Origin of the sequence: Infirmifilum lucidum (assembly GCF_014876775.1) — an archaeon.
GTDB classification, from domain to species: domain Archaea; phylum Thermoproteota; class Thermoprotei; order Thermofilales; family Thermofilaceae; genus Thermofilum; species Thermofilum lucidum.
The window spans coordinates 1,270,234-1,288,341 of record NZ_CP062310.1 but is presented as its reverse complement, the minus strand read 5'-3'; the positions used below and the strand labels follow the sequence as shown (position 1 = coordinate 1,288,341).

The 18,108-nt window shown below is 50.9% G+C and carries 24 protein-coding genes; 13 read left to right on the top strand and 11 right to left on the bottom strand.

Annotation, left to right across the window (positions count from 1 at the left end; translation table 11 throughout):
- The first annotated feature begins 39 nt into the window (after positions 1–39).
- The gene (locus IG193_RS07320) at positions 40–471 is read left to right on the top strand and encodes a hypothetical protein (protein ID WP_192818530.1); all 432 of its coding nucleotides are present in this window, start codon (positions 40–42) and stop codon (positions 469–471) included.
- A gap of 66 nt (positions 472–537) precedes the next feature.
- Here the strand turns inward: IG193_RS07320 and IG193_RS07315 are convergent, their stop codons facing one another.
- Positions 538–1,116 (bottom strand): CPBP family intramembrane glutamic endopeptidase, encoded by a 579-nt coding sequence (locus IG193_RS07315; RefSeq protein WP_192818529.1) that lies wholly within the window; start codon positions 1,114–1,116, stop codon positions 538–540.
- 16 nt (positions 1,117–1,132) lie between these two features.
- On the opposite strand from IG193_RS07315, the gene IG193_RS07310 reads away from it, so the two are divergent.
- Positions 1,133–1,294 carry a hypothetical protein gene (locus tag IG193_RS07310; protein WP_192818528.1) on the top strand — a complete coding sequence of 54 codons (162 nt, stop codon included), beginning with the start codon at positions 1,133–1,135 and terminating at the stop codon, positions 1,292–1,294.
- A 165-nt stretch (positions 1,295–1,459) separates the two neighbouring features.
- Here the strand turns inward: IG193_RS07310 and IG193_RS07305 are convergent, their stop codons facing one another.
- Both IG193_RS07305 and IG193_RS07300 read right to left on the bottom strand, forming a co-directional pair.
- The gene (locus IG193_RS07305) at positions 1,460–1,801 is read right to left on the bottom strand and encodes an ArsR/SmtB family transcription factor (RefSeq protein WP_192818527.1); all 342 of its coding nucleotides are present in this window, start codon (positions 1,799–1,801) and stop codon (positions 1,460–1,462) included.
- Positions 1,802–1,837: 36 nt separating this feature from the next.
- Complete coding sequence (locus IG193_RS07300; RefSeq protein WP_192818526.1) at positions 1,838–2,215, bottom strand: hypothetical protein; 378 nt, start codon at positions 2,213–2,215, stop codon at positions 1,838–1,840.
- 232 nt (positions 2,216–2,447) lie between these two features.
- Here IG193_RS07300 and IG193_RS07295 point away from each other — a divergent pair, with 232 nt between their 5' ends.
- Both IG193_RS07295 and IG193_RS07290 read left to right on the top strand, forming a co-directional pair.
- Positions 2,448–2,696 (top strand): hypothetical protein, encoded by a 249-nt coding sequence (locus tag IG193_RS07295; protein ID WP_192818525.1) that lies wholly within the window; start codon positions 2,448–2,450, stop codon positions 2,694–2,696.
- A complete protein-coding gene (locus IG193_RS07290) occupies positions 2,693–3,139 on the top strand; it encodes a hypothetical protein (protein ID WP_192818524.1) in 447 nt (148 codons plus the stop codon). Before IG193_RS07295 ends, IG193_RS07290 begins: the two co-directional genes overlap by 4 nt.
- Positions 3,140–3,240: 101 nt before the next feature.
- Here the strand turns inward: IG193_RS07290 and IG193_RS07285 are convergent, their stop codons facing one another.
- The 3 genes from IG193_RS07285 to IG193_RS07275 all read right to left on the bottom strand — a co-directional run bounded on the left by IG193_RS07285 (position 3,241) and on the right by IG193_RS07275 (position 4,767).
- Positions 3,241–3,660: a type II toxin-antitoxin system VapC family toxin gene (locus tag IG193_RS07285; protein WP_192818523.1), complete on the bottom strand. Its 420-nt coding sequence runs from the start codon at positions 3,658–3,660 to the stop codon at positions 3,241–3,243.
- Positions 3,657–3,884 (bottom strand): hypothetical protein, encoded by a 228-nt coding sequence (locus IG193_RS07280; RefSeq protein ID WP_225876070.1) that lies wholly within the window; start codon positions 3,882–3,884, stop codon positions 3,657–3,659. The genes IG193_RS07285 and IG193_RS07280 overlap by 4 nt, the downstream gene beginning before the upstream one ends.
- Before the next feature lie 139 nt (positions 3,885–4,023).
- Positions 4,024–4,767, bottom strand: coding sequence for a hypothetical protein (locus tag IG193_RS07275; RefSeq protein WP_192818522.1), 744 nt, complete (start codon positions 4,765–4,767; stop codon positions 4,024–4,026).
- Positions 4,768–5,263: 496 nt separating this feature from the next.
- Between IG193_RS07275 and IG193_RS07270 the strand changes: the two genes are divergently transcribed.
- From IG193_RS07270 to IG193_RS07240, 7 genes are read left to right on the top strand one after another with little or no spacing between them, the layout of a single operon-like run.
- Positions 5,264–6,607: an amidohydrolase family protein gene (locus tag IG193_RS07270; RefSeq protein WP_192818521.1), complete on the top strand. Its 1,344-nt coding sequence runs from the start codon at positions 5,264–5,266 to the stop codon at positions 6,605–6,607.
- 21 nt (positions 6,608–6,628) lie between these two features.
- Positions 6,629–7,348: a purine-nucleoside phosphorylase gene (locus IG193_RS07265; RefSeq protein ID WP_192818520.1), complete on the top strand. Its 720-nt coding sequence runs from the start codon at positions 6,629–6,631 to the stop codon at positions 7,346–7,348.
- A 10-nt stretch (positions 7,349–7,358) separates the two neighbouring features.
- The gene (locus IG193_RS07260; protein ID WP_192818519.1) at positions 7,359–8,129 is read left to right on the top strand and encodes an FkbM family methyltransferase; all 771 of its coding nucleotides are present in this window, start codon (positions 7,359–7,361) and stop codon (positions 8,127–8,129) included.
- 31 nt (positions 8,130–8,160) lie between these two features.
- Complete coding sequence (locus IG193_RS07255; RefSeq protein ID WP_192818518.1) at positions 8,161–8,871, top strand: purine-nucleoside phosphorylase; 711 nt, start codon at positions 8,161–8,163, stop codon at positions 8,869–8,871.
- A 4-nt stretch (positions 8,872–8,875) separates the two neighbouring features.
- Positions 8,876–9,322, top strand: coding sequence for a 4Fe-4S ferredoxin (locus IG193_RS07250; RefSeq protein WP_192818517.1), 447 nt, complete (start codon positions 8,876–8,878; stop codon positions 9,320–9,322).
- A 10-nt stretch (positions 9,323–9,332) separates the two neighbouring features.
- Positions 9,333–9,842, top strand: a complete 510-nt coding sequence (locus tag IG193_RS07245; protein WP_192818516.1) for an ECF transporter S component — start codon at positions 9,333–9,335, stop codon at positions 9,840–9,842.
- A gap of 37 nt (positions 9,843–9,879) precedes the next feature.
- Positions 9,880–10,638, top strand: a complete 759-nt coding sequence (locus tag IG193_RS07240; RefSeq protein ID WP_192818515.1) for a PH domain-containing protein — start codon at positions 9,880–9,882, stop codon at positions 10,636–10,638.
- On the opposite strand, the gene IG193_RS07235 is transcribed toward IG193_RS07240, so the two are convergent.
- From IG193_RS07235 to IG193_RS07225, 3 genes are read right to left on the bottom strand one after another with little or no spacing between them, the layout of a single operon-like run.
- Entirely contained in the window at positions 10,630–11,358 is a 729-nt protein-coding gene (locus tag IG193_RS07235; RefSeq protein WP_192818514.1) for an energy-coupling factor transporter transmembrane component T family protein, read from the bottom strand. The two genes, IG193_RS07240 and IG193_RS07235, sit on opposite strands and share 9 nt — an antisense overlap.
- Complete coding sequence (locus IG193_RS07230) at positions 11,336–12,934, bottom strand: ABC transporter ATP-binding protein (protein ID WP_192818513.1); 1,599 nt, start codon at positions 12,932–12,934, stop codon at positions 11,336–11,338. Before IG193_RS07230 ends, IG193_RS07235 begins: the two co-directional genes overlap by 23 nt.
- The gene (locus tag IG193_RS07225) at positions 12,931–13,512 is read right to left on the bottom strand and encodes an ECF transporter S component (RefSeq protein WP_192818512.1); all 582 of its coding nucleotides are present in this window, start codon (positions 13,510–13,512) and stop codon (positions 12,931–12,933) included. Before IG193_RS07225 ends, IG193_RS07230 begins: the two co-directional genes overlap by 4 nt.
- Before the next feature lie 194 nt (positions 13,513–13,706).
- Here IG193_RS07225 and IG193_RS07220 point away from each other — a divergent pair, with 194 nt between their 5' ends.
- Both IG193_RS07220 and IG193_RS07215 read left to right on the top strand, forming a co-directional pair.
- Positions 13,707–14,657, top strand: a complete 951-nt coding sequence (locus IG193_RS07220; protein WP_192818511.1) for a thiamine-phosphate synthase family protein — start codon at positions 13,707–13,709, stop codon at positions 14,655–14,657.
- A 49-nt stretch (positions 14,658–14,706) separates the two neighbouring features.
- Entirely contained in the window at positions 14,707–15,774 is a 1,068-nt protein-coding gene (locus IG193_RS07215) for a TrmB family transcriptional regulator (protein ID WP_192818510.1), read from the top strand.
- Between the two features lie 4 nt (positions 15,775–15,778).
- Here the strand turns inward: IG193_RS07215 and IG193_RS07210 are convergent, their stop codons facing one another.
- Complete coding sequence (locus IG193_RS07210; RefSeq protein WP_192818509.1) at positions 15,779–17,434, bottom strand: TIGR04190 family B12-binding domain/radical SAM domain protein; 1,656 nt, start codon at positions 17,432–17,434, stop codon at positions 15,779–15,781.
- Between the two features lie 39 nt (positions 17,435–17,473).
- Entirely contained in the window at positions 17,474–18,103 is a 630-nt protein-coding gene (locus tag IG193_RS07205; protein WP_192818508.1) for a LysE family transporter, read from the bottom strand.
- Positions 18,104–18,108 lie beyond the last annotated feature (5 nt).

The following is an 18,108-nucleotide window of genomic DNA, read 5'->3' as shown; positions in this document are numbered from 1 at the left end:
TTAAAAAATTATTTATTTAAGTGAGCTAACTACTTTCTTGTGACTGAAGCACCTTCTTCGCTTAAACCGAGGGAGAGGCCCTTAGGAGTAACAATTCTCGCCGTCCTCGGCTTCCTCTTCTCGGCTCTAGCGATCCTCTCGGGTATAGCCTTGATGGCTTTCGGGCTTATTGGCGACATGATATTTAGGAAAGCCCCGCTGCCTCTATTGTTCCCGCTTGTGGCAGGCGCTGTCGGTTTACTGATGTTAGTGCTAGGCGGTATTACACTAGTAGTGAGCTGGGGGCTGTGGACAGGCCAGAGCTGGGCGTGGTGGATTGAGGTCATCCTTCACGCGTTGAACGCACTGTTTTCCCTAGCAGAGCTACCCCGTGGAATAATAAGCCTAGTGATTAGTGCACTAATCCTCTACTACCTCTTTAAACCACACGTAAAAGAGTACTTCGGCGTCAAGGTGTCATTTTCGACATAAGAAACCTTAAGAAAACTTTTTTCCTCTGAGATACAGGTAGACGGGGGACAACAAGTACCCAAGACACTAAGCCAAGTACCCCCAAGCTCCCCCCTCGATGTCGCTGAGCCCTGATGCAGCCGCTACTGTGAGATCCCGCCAAGCGTTAACGGCCCCGTGGAAGCTCACCGCTGGGAGGATGTTGCCAGAGGTTTCTCGAAGGTAGAACAGAGGTAAGACATCAAGATTATGAGAACAGGGAACAGGAGAGCGCCTTCTATGCGGTGCACGGGATAGTTGCGTACGAGCCAGACTGTCGCAGTGGCGTGCCCATAACAAGCCGACGACTACGACAGTCCTAATACACCCTATCTCAGGAGCCAGCACGTGGTACAGGCAGCCTCTCCATCCAGCCTCTTCACCTAGAGCAAAGATAGCATTTACAGTTAAGGCTGCAAGGTAGCCTGAGAGTACCGTTAACAGGACTGTAGCTAGGAGGCCGAGTCGAACTATACCGGCACGCGTGATTCCTGTGAAGTCAAGTTTCCCGGCTAGCGCCTCCAGCAGGAGACATATTAGTAGCGCCAGCGTCACAAGTAACGGGGCAAGTATGTATGTTGTTGCTGACTCCTGCACTGGAACTTTTAACCAGAGCATTTCGAGCATACTTTCACTCCTCTCAGTGAACAGGAGTGCGAGTAGAGCGCTTAGCATCGGCACATACGTCCTGAGTAGCCCCCACAGGAGCTACAGAAACGACCTGCTACGAGGGACGCGGAGGAAGGAAAAATCGAGTAGCGCGGCCAGCACGAAACTAGCCACAACATACACCACGAGCCCTTAAACCAGTCCCCCCTACCACACATGCTTACACACCGCCCAACTAGATTTACACACCAAAACACTCACAGTGGTTATGGAGCCTCCTGCCTACCCGGCTGGATTTCCCAGGCCAGCTACACTACTCATACACGGCGTGTCTCCTACAGAGCCTGAACACTCTGAAGGACTACTCGGATACTAGGGCGAGACTCCTACCCTCTCTCAGGATTTTGACCAGAACCCCCTGTATTATCCTGCAGGCCTCCCTGAGTTCCGGGTACCGGATCTTGTAGTACACTCTATTCCCCCTCCTCTCCGAGGAGACTATGCCGAGCTGCTGCATGTAGGCGAGGTGCCTCGAGACGACGGGCTGGGGCTCGCCAGTGAGCTCGGCTAGCTCCGAGACGCTGCGCTCTCCTTTCTCGAGTAGCTCGAGCAAGCGGAGCCTCAGGGGGTGGCTCATAAACTTGCAGAGACGCGCTTGGAGCTGGTAGAGCTCCTCCTTCGGTATCTCCTCGACACTACTCATGACTTTAAAAAAATGTGAATATATTAAAATAGATTTCTACTGGGCGTGCCGCCTCTCGCCTGCATAGACAGCCGGTTTAATGTCGGCGCCCAGCCTGACTATCGAAGGCATACTGTAGCCTGCGCGTGGAGGCACCACAGCCGTGAAGTTTATAGCGACTCTCTCGCCTGGCTGCAGCGTCAGGCCCCACGAGGCACCTTCCCTAGTGCTCCTGCCAATATAGACCGTGTTGCCGTTGAACTCCACCTTCAACACAACCGTGCCGAGTTCCCAGTCACCACCCCGGTACTCAATCCTGAGACGCGCCGGGTGCTCCTCCCTATTCTCGACGACAATGCCGCAAGTATTGTAGACCGGGATGGGCACTTCTTCCCCGTTTACCAGCAACCTGACACTAATGGGGTTAACCGCCATAGCGTGCACCGGGATCTGTGGCAGAGACGCAGTTTATAAGGGATTTAGTTCAAACCTACCCGGAGTGTACCCAGGAACTCATCATGTTTTCAGGCGCGGCCAGCGTCCTCACGCTGTCGGCTATATTTTACCCTGCCCTAGCCCGTAAAATCGTTTTCCTCCAGGAGTTGCTCCCAGGTTTTGAACTAAATCTCTTAAAAAACCCTCCACTAGCGGGAAACGGGTGACATGCATGGCCTACCCGTTTAGACTGATACGGGTGAAGTGCCCGAGGTGCAGCTCAGAGGTGCTCGTGAGCATCGGCCAGGAAGTCATCGAGGAAGCCAGGTCTTCCCCGACAGGCCTCACAACAGTCGCAGTACCCCACAGTGGGCACGTGCTACTCATACACGTCGACGCAAACGGCCACGAGAGGGGGGCCAAGACCGTGAGTATAGTCCACGCGGAGGTCTTGCAGGTAGCTCCAGGTGGCAGGGAGTGAGCAGGGAAGTCGTGCTCGAGAGGGGGATCCAGCCCCTCCACTACTTCGTAGCCAAAGCTCTCGCCGCCTTCAGGGAGGAGGGTTTCCTCAAGTACGCAATAGTTAAGGGGGCCATGGCTAGAGTCGGGAAAAGCCTCGCCGACATCTACGGGAAGCCCGAAGACCCTGCTCAAGCAGTCATGTTTCTCAACGGCCTCCTAGGCTTCGCGGGGCGACTGGAAGCCCGGCTGGACGGCAACACCCTCAGAGTCGTGATTGACAGCTCCACGTGCAGGATATGCCCGAGAGTAGTTGGCGGGGCAGAGTTGACAGAGCCTCTATGCCCCATGCCCGGACTCCTGTCAGGGTACCTGGGCGCGAGGCTGAACGGGATAGGCCTGCGCAAGGAGGGCCAGACTTGCATCGTGGAGCTAGAGGCCAGCAAAACAGCGTGTCCCGCGTAGCACGAGGGTAATACGCTGTTTTGTGGACGCAAAACTGCAACATCCCCTTAAAATAACAGGCCTCCCGTGGAAAATTGGCCGTGGAGGCCCTTTTGGCGGGCTCAACGGGCCACGGTTTCTCGCAGGACTTCCACCGACCTCTTCACGTTAACGACGTCTCTGACCCTCTCGAGAAGCTTTTCGTCGTCTGAGACTAGGGTCAGCCCGTTCTCCGCGGCGTAAGTAACGTACGAGGAGTCGTACACCGTGAGCCTGAGCTTCACGGCATTCTCGAAGACCTTCTCTTCGAGCCCGTGTATACTGCGGACATCCATGGCTTCAAATACCTCGGCTAGAACCTCTACGAGCCTCCTGGCGGTCTCACCGTCTATGTTGCCGAGGAGGGCGTGCTCCTTCCAGACTGCGTTGAGCGCCTCGTAGACCACCAGGTTAATTGTCGCCCCGCGTGCTAACGTCCTAACACTCCCCCTCTTCAGCAGGTTAATGATGGCAGAGGCGTCGAAAAGGTACAACTCACTCACCTCCCTCTGTCCTCGCGTATTAGTCTCGCTATTTCTTCGTCCGGGATCCCCTGCAAAGTCTTCGCGAGCTCCTTGACTCTACCCTCGAGCCTCTCTAGGAGCTTTCTCCTAATTTCTTCTTCCAGGGCCCTCCTAACAATAGGCCCTGGCTTTATCCCCAGCTCTTCCATCATCTTCTTCATCTTCTTCGGAACCTTAACAGCGACAGTGGTATACTCTCCCACGAAGACATCTATTACAGGTTAACCTTTAAAAGGTTTACTTATTACAAGATGCCCACGCTTACCGGCTGTAGTGACTAGAGGCTGGCATTACCTCTCCCTAATAAGGGCTCTTGCCTTGAGTAGAAAGCCTAGCTTGGGGTTATACCCACCCGTCAGGTATACTTGCTTGTTCTTCCACGACTCTTGCTATAATAGTGTCTGCTCTATCCAGGGTATACTCCCAAGCTCTCCGCACCTTCTCCTCGACGTGTGCTGGAGGCCGGGAGTGGGGCACAAATACTCGGCCAAGCGAGGAGCGGAGGAGCATCCACTCCCGGAAGTAGCTGTACCCGAGGTTCTCGACGGTACTCCTGTCTAGAGGTTCCCCCCTTAGCCAGTAGAGATCCCGTATGAAGTTCCCTGCAATGATCCTGACAAAATACTTCTCGTCATGTTCCCCGAGAGTTGCCGCCTTGAGTTTGCTGCGGGCTAGTTCAAGGAATGTTTCGTGTTCCGGAAGAAATAATGCTCCGCTAGCCGAGTATACGTAGTCGCGAGCGTCCAGGAGTACGCTAAAGGAACCCGAGAGGTATACGGCAGAAGCCACGAGGAAGGAAGAGAACACGCTCTTCATTAGCCTGTCTAGAGCCTCCTCGGGAGAGCCCACGTAGATCTTACCACTCCTTACAAGCGAAATGACTTCCTCGTCGGTAAAATAGCCCTGCAGGACGACTTTACCCGAGAGCTCAAAAGCCGGAACCGAGAATATGCTCTTCGAGAGCGCCAGGAGAGGATTTTGTTCCGTGTTGGCTAATTTTACCAGCTCTAGGAGCGAATTTTTCTCCAAGAGCTTGTAGACGTGCCAGGAGTCACTGCACCTAGGGTGGAGGTAGACTGTTAACACGTCTAGTCTGGCTCGTTACTGGCTAATAACTTTGCCTGTCTCTCTGAGAGGATAAAACCGGGATGAATCGAAAGTTATCCCTCTCTATCCCCAGTAGATGGGATAGGATAAATCTTAAGCCTAATCTTTCCAGAAGTTATCTATTTTATACAGTGATTTCTGTATTACGAAAGCCGTATTACAGAAATCATACTATGATATACGTAATTTGTCCTATGTTATACGTACTATGTGATACAGCCTTTATTGTGATAAATTCCTCACTTGTTCCGCGTTTTACCATGAACTCTCCTGATTTCATCATAAGATTTTATGATCGATTTCTATTTTAAAGTAACCTTTATGTAAAGTTTAAAGGATGTTATTTTATACGCTATGTTTTTATTTTAGGTTTATGGCACTATTTTACGGTAATAGCACAGCAGTAGTATTCTTGTATCTTCCCGTTGTTTTAGCCAGGTAAAAGGTATATGTTAGAGTAGAAAATCCATTTTCTGTGACTGGGATTATAATCAAGAATGCCGAGTTTATACTAACAATGGACGGGCCCGATGGCATTCTAAGGAGGCAGTCGTTGCTGATACAGGACGGGATTATAGAGGCTATAGGCGACTACTCTAGCATCGTGTCGGCCTATGGACAGCCCGATGAAGTCGTAGACGGCCGGGAGAAAATAGTCTTGCCGGGCTTCATCGACCTGCATACACATGTTGCAATGGCGGGTTTTAGGGGGCTTGCATCGGACGTTGGGGATGCTATCTACAATGTTTTTTGGCCGCTTGAAAGGAGTCTGGATGCCAGTGCCGCCTACAGGCTAGGGCTCTTAGGGGCTCTCGAAGCCGTGAAAAGTGGTGTTACGTTGGTCGCAGACCACTACTTCTTTATGGACGAGATAGCCAAGGCTGTGGTAGAAGTTGGTATTAGGGGCTTTCTCGGCCACACTTACATGGATATGGATGGGCCGTTTAGTGGGCGCCTCGAGCTCGAAAAAGCACTTAACTTTGTCGAAAAGTGGAGGGGGCACAGCCTCGTGACTCCTGTACTCGCCCCTCATGCACCCGACACCGTGCACCGTGAAAACCTGCTTATGCTTGCTGAGAAGGCGCGAGAGGGGGGTTTGTTTTTGCACATGCATCTCGCGCAAACAGAGAGGGAACTTAAGACTGTTCGGGAAAAGACGGGCGACACTCCCGTGAGGTATGCTTTGAGGCTGGGGCTCCTGGGCAGCAGGACTATTGTCGCCCATGCGAACTACGCTGACCAGCAGGAGAGAGCACTACTGGCGCACAGCGGCAGCATTATTGTCCAGTGCCCTTCAACGTATTTCCTCGCAGGAGTACGGTTCCACGCCTTCGATTACTGGCAACTTGGAGGTAATGTAGCGATAGGCACTGATGCCCCTTGCTTCAACGATAATACTGACTTTTTTGAAGAGATGCGCATGCTGGTTTATGGCCAAAGAATACTACTTGAGAGAACCAGTGTGTGGACTGCCTACGACGTCCTCGAGATGGCTACCAGGGGTGCAGCGAGACTTCTAGGTCTAAAGAACGGCGTAATTAAGAGAGGCTTCGAGGCCGACGTTATACTGGTTGATATCAAGAAGCCACACCTTAGGCCCTCGTTTAACCCCTATTCTCTCGTCGTGTACTCGGCTTCGGCTGGAGACGTCGACACGGTAATCGTCAAGGGCAATATCGTCGTGCGCGGAGGTAGGCACGTCAAACTAGACGAGGAAAGAATAATCCATCAGGGCGAAGCCACCGCTCTAAGTGTTCTGAGGAGGGCTCTGGACGAGAATCCAAACCTGGAGAAAGTCTTAAAGATTAAAGAAATATAGGGGGTGGGCGATTTCTACGGGATGGCGAAACCTCTACACATACTGGCTAAACCTGGAGACATTGCACCTAGAGTTGTTGCTTCAGGTGATCCTGCCCGCGTAAAGCAGCTTTCAACACTACTTGAAGATGCGAGACTCGTTAACGAGAACAGGGGGTTCCTCGTCTACACTGGCAAGTGGAGAGGCGTAGACGTGACCGTTGCTACGCACGGCATTGGCGCACCTTCAGCTGCCATTGTTTTCGAAGAGCTGATAATGCTGGGCGCGAAGCTCATCGTCAGATTCGGCACTTGTGGTGGATTCTTGAAGGAGATGAGAGTTGGAGACTTCGTCATTGCCACAGGGGCATCGTACGTCCCCGGCGGCACGCTGAACACGTACACTAGGGGGGATTGCCTAGTAGCTGTGCCCGACTATGAAGTCTTGAAGAGCCTTGTCGAGAAGGCCGAGGAAAGAGGGCTGCGGTACTTTCTTGGGCCGGTGATAAGCAGTGACAATTTCTATGCTGGCGTAGACTTCCTCAACGAGTGGATTAAGAGGGGTATGATAGCTGTTGACATGGAGGCGGCAACTCTGATGGTTTTGTCCAGAATTCGGGGTGTAAAAGCTGGAGCTGCTTTCGTCGTGAGCGATGTTATTGGAGAGGTTTACGCGAAAATGGCTACGGCTGAAGAGTTGCGCGAGGCGGTGGATAAGGCTTCGCGTGCAGTCCTCGACGCTGTAGTCTCCGTGAAGATATAGGCTTTACACAATGGGTGGGGTTAGTCTCTTTCTGAGGATGTTAGAGAAGACGAGTGTTGTCCCGGAATTACTCGGCTCGAGTAGTACGGTTATTCCGTTCCCTCCATACCACTTCGTGATCCCGGTATCAGAAGTTGAGGAGGCTAAGCGTAATATTGAGCACATATTTGTATATAGGGATTACGAGAGGTTTCCCGAGTTCTCGCCGGCAGAGGCTCACAGTATTGTTGACCTGGGCGCCTACCTCGGCTTCTACACAGTTAGGGCACTCCGGTTGTCTCGTAAGTCTCGCGTAGTCTCAGTAGAGGCTAACCCTGTTTCCTGTATGTACACTATCTGGAATGTAGCCTTGCAGGGGGGTGCTGATAGGGCTAGAGTACTCTGTAGAGCCGTAGACAGTGAGAGGGGGGCCGGCAGGTTCTATGTAGGGTTGAGCATGGTGAACTCTTCTCTCCTACGAGAGTACGTAGATGAGTTTACCAGTGTTGCTAGAGAAATCATAGTCCCGAAAGTCACCCTTCTGGACGTATTCCAAGCGTCGGGCTTTAGGAGGATTGACCTCTTAAAAGTCGATATAGAAGGTGTCGAAAAGCGTGTCTTCGAAAAATCACTAGAGGCCCTGGAGCAATTTGGCGTTGAAAGGATAGTGGTTGAATTGCATGAAGGTTTTTCATACGCGAGGCAGCTCAGCGATATTCTGAGCGCTGGCTACAGCGTCTATGTTGTAAGGGATGAAGATGTGCCGTTTCAAAGTTTCCTCTATGCAGTGAGGAGGAGGTAACGCTAAAATACTTCCTCTCCGGGTTAGAAGTATGCCCTTCCACATCAAGGCTGAGCGTGTAGCTCCAAGAGTCATAGCAGTCGGGGATCCGGGCAGGGCAAAACTCCTCGCAAGTATGCTTGTTAACCCCGTGCTCGTCAACGATAACAGAGGGTTGCTGGTCTACAACGGCTCGTGGAGGGGTTTAGAAGTCACCATCGCGACACATGGGATGGGTGGCCCGGGTGCCGCAATAGTCTTCGAGGAGCTGGTTCAGGCGGGTGCCAAGGCAATTATAAGGTTCGGCACAACCGGGGGGATTAGCAGGGAGGTGGCAATTGGAGACTTCATCGTTCCTACGTCTGCTCACTATGTTCACGGCGGCTTTTTCAGGCAGTATTTCGGCGACCTCAATGTCTCCGCATCCCCCGACTTAACCCTGGCGTGGACACTCTATTCCAAAGGGCTACAGAGAGGCCTCAAAGTGCACGCAGGGCCGGTCGTCAGCAGTGATGCTTTCTACGCGGAGGACAAGAGCCTCGCAGAGAAGTGGGCCAGCTTCGGCGCCCTGAGCGTCGAGATGGAGTGCGCAACACTATTCTCTATAGCCATGTTGAGGAGGATTAAAAGCGCGGCTCTCCTGCTTGTAAATGGACACCTCCTTGAGCCTGAAAAGAGGATGGTTTCAGAGGGGGAGCTTGCCGAGAAGCTCAGGCTTGGAGGCGAGCTCGTACTCGATAGCCTCGTAAGTATAAAGGTGTAGTATTTTGGCTGATTGCGCCTATAAACGCCTAACAGAGGTAAACGTTGCCTCGAAACTCATTCGAGACACGCGAAGGATTCTAGTTTATGGCTCCTGCGTTAGAGACGAATACCCAGAGATTTTCGAAGAGTTCAGACTCGAGAGAGTCCCACTGGCTGTCTGCCTAGAGGCCGAGCATTTCAACGTAGTTGCCCTCAAGCTTGCATCCATGTTCGCTAGGGTAGACCTAGAGGAAGTTGTAGTTCTGACCGTCGACGGTTCTCCACACTGTGTGGGGCTACACCATGCAGTAGAAGAGGCTCTGAAGGTCACTCACAAGAGTATACAGGCTAAACACTACGTTATAGAGGGGGGTAAAGCCTTAGAGGTCAGTGACCAGGCCGTTAAGGTTTCCAGGTACCTCTCAAAGGTACAGCAGTTATTGGAGAAAACCTTAAATTCCAGCCCGTGATGTCACTACCGTGAGTCAGAAGAGGCTGAGCGTATTCCTGGCAGTTGTCGCAATTTTCTCCGCTCTCACTGCGGCTTTAACCTCGGTATCGGCTGTTCCAAGCCCCACAAGGGGCTTTACACACGTCGGCGACACCATAATCTACTTAGCGTCGCTCCTTTTCGGTAGCAGTGCTGGACTTGCTGTAGGCCTAATCGGGCCAACGCTAGCAGACATAGTTGTGGGCTACCCGAGGTGGTATGTTACCCTTGTAGCGCACGGGCTCCAAGGCTACATAGCTGGCATGGGTAAAGGCAAGGGCCTTAAAGTCCAGGTAATAGCGATGATAGCAGCCGGCCTCGTAATGAGCTTTACTTACTTCGTCGTCAATGTTTTCGTGAAGGGGCGCGCGCCAGCACTTGTATCCCTCTTCAGGGATACATTTGGTCAAACACTAATATCTGTGCTCCTCGCAGCCTTGCTTGTCAAGCCCCTGGAAAAGAATCCCATTATAAGAAAAGCGTCTCAAATGATGCCGTGAGCAAAATAATTTAAAATAGCGCTTTCTGCCTTAACTTGTGGAGCCAGAGCAAAGGGTTTTGTGGAGGGGCAAGCCCTCGTTCGCCTCTTTCCTGGGCATGTTTTCCCTGTACTCTACGCCGGCATGGAGCCAGCTCGTAGCCTTAGCTCTCTGGGGCTTCGCGCCAGTCAGTATCAAGAGCTTCCTTTCCTCTCTAGCCTTCGTCACTAACTGGGTTACTGGGCTCAGCGAGCCCTACAGCCTGATCTATGCAATGGGGGCTGTAATCGCGGTGACGGTCTGCGTGTTGGACTGGCTCATGCACGTAGACGCCAAGCCCTTGCTATTTGTATCTGTAAGCTACGCACTCCCAGAGATAGCTAGGTTCCTTCGCGTTCTGGACGGAGGGTATTTAGCAAGGTGCGGAGTGCTAGGCGTGGCTTCTATCATAGGCGTGCTAGGTGTAGAAGTCTATAGGAGGAGTTTTGAGTACTACGTCACGCAGGACTCCGTAGTTATGAAGGGGGGATTTCTGAGAAAGTGGGAAAGAGTGGTCAAAAAGGGGGCAATAAGCGATGTCCTGGTCATTAGACCCCTTCTCGGGGCTATATTTGGTTTCGCCCACATTATGCCTATAACTCAGAGCCAGCTCGGGCTAGGAGACACTTTTAGCTTGGGCGCGGTTGTCGCAGGGGAAAAGAGTGCAGGAGTAATTATTGGTGGTGGTAAGCAGATCAAGGAGGTAGAGGCGAGGCCCTGGAACTGTATCTACGGTGTTAGGGGTTTCCGTGAAGTTAAAGAAGCTATTCTAAAGTGAGACTTCCAAGGGTGCTCCGAGAATATACGAGAAGAGAGTCGAGGCAGAAACTACCGAGAGAACAGATAGAAGGAATGCTATGTCCCGCGGAGTTATTTGCGTCTCGTATAGGAATGTTCTTTTCGGGTACTTGCCGAACCCTCTAGCCTCCATAGATATCCCCATTAACACTGACCTCCTAACAGTTGTAAACAACAGTGGTGTTATCATCGAGAGAATGAGGTTCCATGGTCTGCTCACCTTTATGTAGCCTTTCATCTTCCTGAAGGCTATGATGTTTTCAAGATCCCGCTTGATTATGGGGAACATTCTGAGAGTGACAAAGGACAGGAAGGCATATTCGTAGGGGACTTTAAGTTGTAATGTCATGGAGGTTGCCAGATCCTTTGGCCTAGTGGTTGAGGCGAAAAACAGCGAGTAGAGCATTACGATGAGTATCCTTGAAGACAGTAGCAACGTTTTCGCTAGAGCTATTTGAGGGTCTAGCTTCACGTTAACTACGTAGAGTGTATAAGTGACCCATGTGTACCCTATAAGTGTAGAGGCGATCCCTGTCGCGACAACCCTATTTACTTTAGGCCTAGATAATATCGCAAGGGAGAGTGCCAGTAACAGGTGTGAAATCGTTACAACCACGTTCTGGAGTAGGGCTACATGGAAAATCGCTATTAAGAGCGATGTGAGTTTAACCACGGGGTTAAGTCTTTTCAAAGAATCCATAGATAGCTTCCACCCTAGACCTGTAACTATTAATAAGTTCCTGGGCTTCGCCCAGGCCCGATGCATTGCTAAGCTCCGAGGGTGGGAGGAAAGCAAGTTCTCTCCAGATGTTCCTAGACAACAGGAGCTCTGGGAGTGTTCCTTGAAAAACGACTCGACCCTTTGAAAGACCGATAATCCTTGACTGGATTAAGGGGAGAACCCACGAGTCATGTGTAACGAGAAGGATCGTCTTGCCGCTCTTGGCTAAACGCTCAACCCATTTTAATACATTAAGAGTGTTTCTGAGGTCAAGGCCAAATGTTGGTTCGTCGAGTAGGTATATTTTCCTGTCGAGGAGCTCTACCTCTAACAGCGAGATGAGCCTCTTCTCACCCTGGCTTAACTCATACAGCAACCTGTTTGAGAGATGCGCTAAACCGCGCTTCTCAAGCTCCTTCACTGCCGTCTTCATGGCTTTACTCTTCGAAAAACCCCTCAATAGAAGAGGGGACGCAACTTCTTCTAGAACCGTGCGCTCTGTGAATTGCAACTCGGGGACTTGTGTCGCAAACGCTACTTTTCTATAGTTTGGGGATCCTCCCATAACACTTAGTTCCCCGGTGTACTTCGTGAAGCCGGCTACTGTCTTCAAGAGGGTAGTTTTACCGCTCCCATTGGGTCCTACTACCGCAATTATCTCGCCTTCTCGCGCCCTAAAGGAGACCCCCTCTAATATCGTCCTCCCATCTATAGTGACGCTGAGCCTTTCTGCCCTTACCGTGGGTGCGCCACTCTGCACTTGTCCTGATCGTACTACTGGAGCATCACGAGTGAGTTTGCCGAGTAGATTCCTTGGAAGCCACACTCCTGCCTCGATTAGACTCTCTAATCCTACGAGCTTCACTAACTCGTCAAAGGTTCTACACAGGATGCCCTCTCCCCCTCTAATGAAGAGTATCTTGTCTATGATACCCTCGATGTACTCTAGTCTGTGCTCGACTATAACGAGCGTTCCACCGCTATCCTTGTAGGCCTTTACTATGCTGTAGATTTCCCTAGCCGATTTTGGGTCTATGTGTGCCGTGGGCTCGTCTAGGAGGAGGACTTTTGGCTCGTAGGAGAGAGCGCTCGCTATCGCTAGCCTCTGCTTTAAGCCCGTCGATAGAGTATCTGTCTCTTCACTAGAGTACTGGGAGAGACCTGTCACCTCAAGGGATCTGTTAACTCTTTCGATAATTCTGTCCCTGCCATACAGGAGGTTCTCAAGGGGGAATGCCACCTCCTCAAAAACTGTATCCATGACAACCTGAGCTTCAGGGTCTTGGAAGACTATGCCCACGTCGCCTGCTAGCCCTCTTAAACCCTCCTCCTTGGGGTTGTGTCCAGCTATGTTTATCTCGCCTGTTACGTGGCCGTAGACAAGTTCTGGTATAACGCCACTCAGAGTCTGGAGGAGCGTGGTTTTACCAGAGCCGGTGGGCCCTACGACCAGTAGCGCCTCTCCCTTCTTTAACGTGAACGAAATATTCCTTAATACGGGTACCTTCTTAAAACCCAGAAAAACATCCAGTGATTTGACGCTAATGATACTCAAACATTTTTCACCGACTTTGCGACTTCGAATGCGTCGAGTATCGGCGTGCTTTTGACTACGGCATCTATGATAGCTTTCACGAGTAGCCCCGCTATAAGCGCGCCGCTTACGAAGTATAGAGACCAGAATACTACACGTTGCTCTGGAGTTAGCGGGTTCGTTATGCCGTAGAGTATGGTGTCTGCAGGCGCAGCCCATAGAGCTGGCGCAGCGCCAGCTATAGCCATGGTAAGCCAGCCCCACTTCTTATACCCTGTAGCCATGAACACGAGCTCTGACATCAAGCCCTGCATGAACCCGTATAGGAGGACTGTTGAGGCAAACTGTGAGCCATAGGCTAGCTCTAGAACTGCTGCTAGAAATTCTCCCAGGAGAGCAATTCCAGGTTTCCTCACTATGTAAGCTGGCACTGTTGCACCTATGAACCACATGCCATAAATTATGGGTACAAATAGTAAGCCTACCAGGAGTTTCATGAAATCCCAGACGATATTGGACCATACGAGGAAAATTGCCCCTATGACTGCAGAGAGCGAGGCTGTTAACACTAGATCTATGACGCTGACTTTCTTCTGCATACTCTTTCATATTAGTTTCTCAATAACCTAGTTATTAATTTTACCCCTAACCCCTGCGTTATAACTGCGTGTTTTTTATAACTGGGTTTTAGAGATCCTTGACACAACTCAGTAATAATTAAAACATGTTTTCTCTTGCGCAGTAACATGAGAATGTTTATAACTATGTTTTAAGTAGAGGATTTTTGTAGAAGATGTTCCCAGAGGGAATAGCCTTTAATGTATTTGTTCCTGCATTTAGGAGAGTTCTCGTTAACGAGCTAAGAAGAAGAGGTTTCTCGCAGACTGACATAGCCCGTGCACTCGGAGTTACTCAGGCCGCTGTAAGCAAGATGCTGAGGAATACTAGGGATACTTTGGCCAAGGAGTTAGGAGACCTCAATGTCCAAGTTAAGGAAGTCGAGGCAATCGCCAGTAGAGTAGCAGACCTCATTGCAAGGGGAGATATAAACGAGGCGGGGACACTGGCGAATAGGTACTGGTGGCTAATACTCGCAAGCGGCGATGCTTGTAGGGCTCACGAGAAGTACGGATGGAGGAAGAGCGAGTGTTACATATGTACAAGGGTGGTTTACCCAGACCTCGACGTTATTAGGGGGCTTGTTATGGCAGATATAGAGCGCGCACTCCTTGTTCTATCATCGTCTAAATACTTCCCTAGGGTTATTCCGGAGGTACTGTCAAATTTGGCGGTGGCTGTCCCCGGAGCCAAGAGTCTACACGATATCGTGGCTGTCCCCGGGAGGATGTCGCCCGACAAGAAAGGAGGGATTCTCTACAGGAAGCCTGAGTTCGGGGCGAGTAGGCACCTAGGAGGAGTACTGCTGTCGATTGGAGGTAAGTATAGAGCCGTGATAAACATCAAGTACGACAAACTCATTGAGGAGGCACTTGTTACCATGGAGTTGAAGTTTAAGGAATTTAGTAGCCGCGACTATCCTTCTGCAAACCCTGTCGCTGCAGCCGCACCAGCTCTTTTTGACGAGTGCCCCGAGTGTAAAGTTTTGGTTGACATAGGATCAGATTACGTCGAGCCCAACGTGTACATATTCGGCAGTAGAGCCACTGAAGTTGCTAATACTGCCATTACAATAGCTGAACTCTACTATGTTTTATTTAAAAAATATAGTTTATCTGTAGATTAAGGTGTGAATAAACATTAATAATCCTGGTTAACTGTTACTATGAGCCTCAATGAGTGAGGGCGCAATAGGGGATATCTCGGTGGGCTCCCCCCGGGAGAACGCTATTCAGCTCCTAAGGATGCTTGGTCTTACGGGGTTAGAGGCTGAACTATATCTCACACTTCTCGAAAAAGGCCCTCTCAGCGCACCTGAGATATCAGATTACCTTGTTAGGCATCGCCCCCAGATACATGTCGCGTTGACCAGACTTTCATCCAAGGGCTACATAGAGGAGCTCGGTGGCAGGCCTAAAAAGTACCGAGCTGTGGATCCACAGATACTCGTCAACACTTTTATGAAAGAGCTTGATGGGCTGACGAGGCGGGCTCTCGAGTACATGAAGAGTATTTCGAAGCCTGCACTTGAGGAGAGATTCGGCGTTTGGATTATCCGGGAGCCTGAGGTTGCCAAAAATAGGATGGCTGAAATGCTAGACGGGGCGAAGGTCGACGCACTTGTTATGGGCGATATCAAGTTCATCCACCTCCTCAGCGACAAAATTGAGAGCGCTATAAAGAGAGGGGTTAGCGTCTACGTTCTATCATACGCCCTAGGCGAAAGAGGAGCTAGGTTTATAGTAGAAGACATGCCCTTCCTTAAGAAGCTTAGAGTCGCCATTTCCGGCGACATTGTGGTAGTTGTTGACTCTAGCCTTGGAGGCGTGCTGAAGGCTAGGCCCACACTGCCTATGAGGCACGGGTTCCTCATCGAGGAGAGGACGCTTGTCGACTACCTATCCCACGACTTTGTCAACAGGTGGGTTAGTGCTAAAGTGGTAGTGGACGAGAAGTACGATTTCCCCCTGAAGTTCACGTTCCACAGGATGGCTTTATACGAGGCCAGGAGGATGCTGTTAGAGGACAAGAAACTGAGGCTGAAGGCTACGGGCTACGAAGTAGACACGGGGGCGAGGGTGAACATTGAGGGTAGAATATTGGACGCTGTCCTGGATCTCCCAGCAGGGTATGCGCACTTCAAGGTGGATACTGACAGCGGGGTTTTAAGGGTTGGAGGGCTGGACGCTATAGTAGAGGAGGTTGCCGGAGAATACTTTGAAATTTACGAGGAGGGTTCTTAAGCGTCTACATCCCAATCTTGCACATTATGATCTCTGTTAAGGATCTTAACGTAAGGTAGCTGAGGGAGAAGCGCCTTACCGGGTAGAGCTCCTCTTCCTTCAGCGTCTCCTTAGAGTCCAGTCCGTATTTTGGCCTACCCTTCCTGGCGTTCTCTATCGACTCTATCACGCTCTCGTAGTACTCCTTGTCGATAGTCCCTGCCAGAAACTTAGCCCTGGTGAGGCTTTCAACAGCACTGTACGTTGCTTCGGCTATTTCTCTTCTATTCATCCAATCTGTCTCGTAGTTCAGCATGTTGTACCACTCGTTAGCTAGGAGTAATTTGCGGTGCTCCTCGAGTGTGTGCGCGAGTATATTGTACCCGTATTTTCTGGGAGAGTGGAAGGCGGGGCTACCGGGATCCACGAAGGGGGCTAGGGGGGCTACGAAGGCATCGACGATGCCTTTTCCAGCTTCATAGAGGTTGAGGTAAAAATCGCCTAAACCTTTCACGTTATCTACTGTCTGCAGCGGGAGGCCCACCATGAAGTAGAGGTCTAGGCGAGTAAACTCCAGGTCTCTGGCGTTTTTGACGAAGCTCTTCAGAGCGTCGTTTCCGTACGGCCTTCCATAGTTTCTCCTAACTCTCTCGTCGTGAGATTCAGGGGAGAGCTGTAGGTGCACCCTGTCCCCTGTACGGCGGTAAAGTTCTAAGAGGTCTCGACTAGGTGGCGTAAAGAACTCGAAGAACAACTCTACGTCTGCCTTCTCTCCGCTTAGTAGTTGCGTGAACTCCTCTACGAATTTCCTGCCTAAGACTTGGAGGTCGTTGACGAAGAATATCGGAGCCTTTAACCTTTCCGTGATTTCCTTGTACTCCTCGAATAGAACCTTAGGACTCTTCACGCCGAGACTTTTCCTGTGAAACAATACCCTGTACGTGAAGTTGCTCCCGCCGCACCCGAGGCAGTTGTAAGGACACCCTTTATACGTGATCACAGCGGTTATAGGGTGCTTGAGAAAAGTGCTCCACGGGAGAGAGTTTCTGATCCCGCTTCGAACTAACACTTTCAGCACTACGCTGTAGTCGGGTTTTAGGTCGTCGAGCTCGATGGGGACGTACCTTATGCCTGTATAGCGTATTTTGCCGTCGTCGCGGAAGGCTATGTTCGGTATTCCGTGCAACTTCCTTCTGTCGCCCCGCTCTAGAGCCTCTACTAACTCGAAGAAGACAGGCTCAGTAGTGTCCCCTAGAACAATAGCGTCTATGAAAGGATACCTTTCTAGGATCTCCCGCCAGTAGTAGGTCGCTGAGAGGCCACCAACTATTATAGGGGCCGCGTGCATCTCCTTTAACATCCTCGCTACTTCTACTCCCCCATGGGCGTGCACGAGCCAGTGGATGTCTATTCCATAAACCTCTGCCTTTATACGTTTCAGCAACCGAGGAACGTACAGATTTGGCTCGTTGACCATCCTGGCAGCGATATTGTATATTCCCGTCTTGACCCCCCTCTTCTCCAGGTAGGATGCTATGTAGAAGAAGCCAGCAGGGTACATGTCGAATATGGGCTTCGACGGTATAACGTCGCTTATTGGTCCATAGTGCTTGAACGTCATCTGCCTGAAGTCATACACGCTTGGAGCGTGGACTAAAGCTACTTCGTCGCGACGTGGCATGCTGGCCCGGAATGAGTTGTCCAAGGCTAAATATTTCATTTACGTAAAGGCATCCATTAAGAACTTTAAAGAGTAGTAAGCCATGAGTAGTATAAGTAGTGCCTGGATACCTTTGGAGAGCTTGTAGCTTGTAGAGAAGCCCTTTTCGGCTACGAGAGAAACTGAAGATAGCCATGCGAAGTCCATCCAGACATGTACTGGATAGTAGGACAGCGCGCTGAGCATGTTTGCTGTCGAGTCTATGATGTCGGACACCATTTTTACCCCGACAGTAGCCCACCATGCCAGAAAGTACGGGTTGAAAGCTGTAAACGTAAATCCAATAGCCACGGGTCCTGCCCGCGGAGTTACGTGCTTGTTGATGCTGTCGGGTGTATTTCCTCTCAGTAGATCCTGTATGCTCAGGTACACGAAGAACAGAACCACAACTCCTCCAATGATAGAAATAACTCTTTGCAGGTCTCGTGACTGTAGTAACTGGTAGACACCCAGGCTCAAGAGGATGTACAGTGGGAGCTCGAAGAGCGTGTGTCCGATAGCTACGAGAAAACCGTACCTCCACCCGCCTTGCCTCCCTCCAAGTATTGCGGCAAAAGTTAGAGGCCCTGGTGAGAGGGCTCCACTGGCCGTTAGGGAGATTACCTCGAAGGCGAGCCCCGGGTTAATCATGCTTC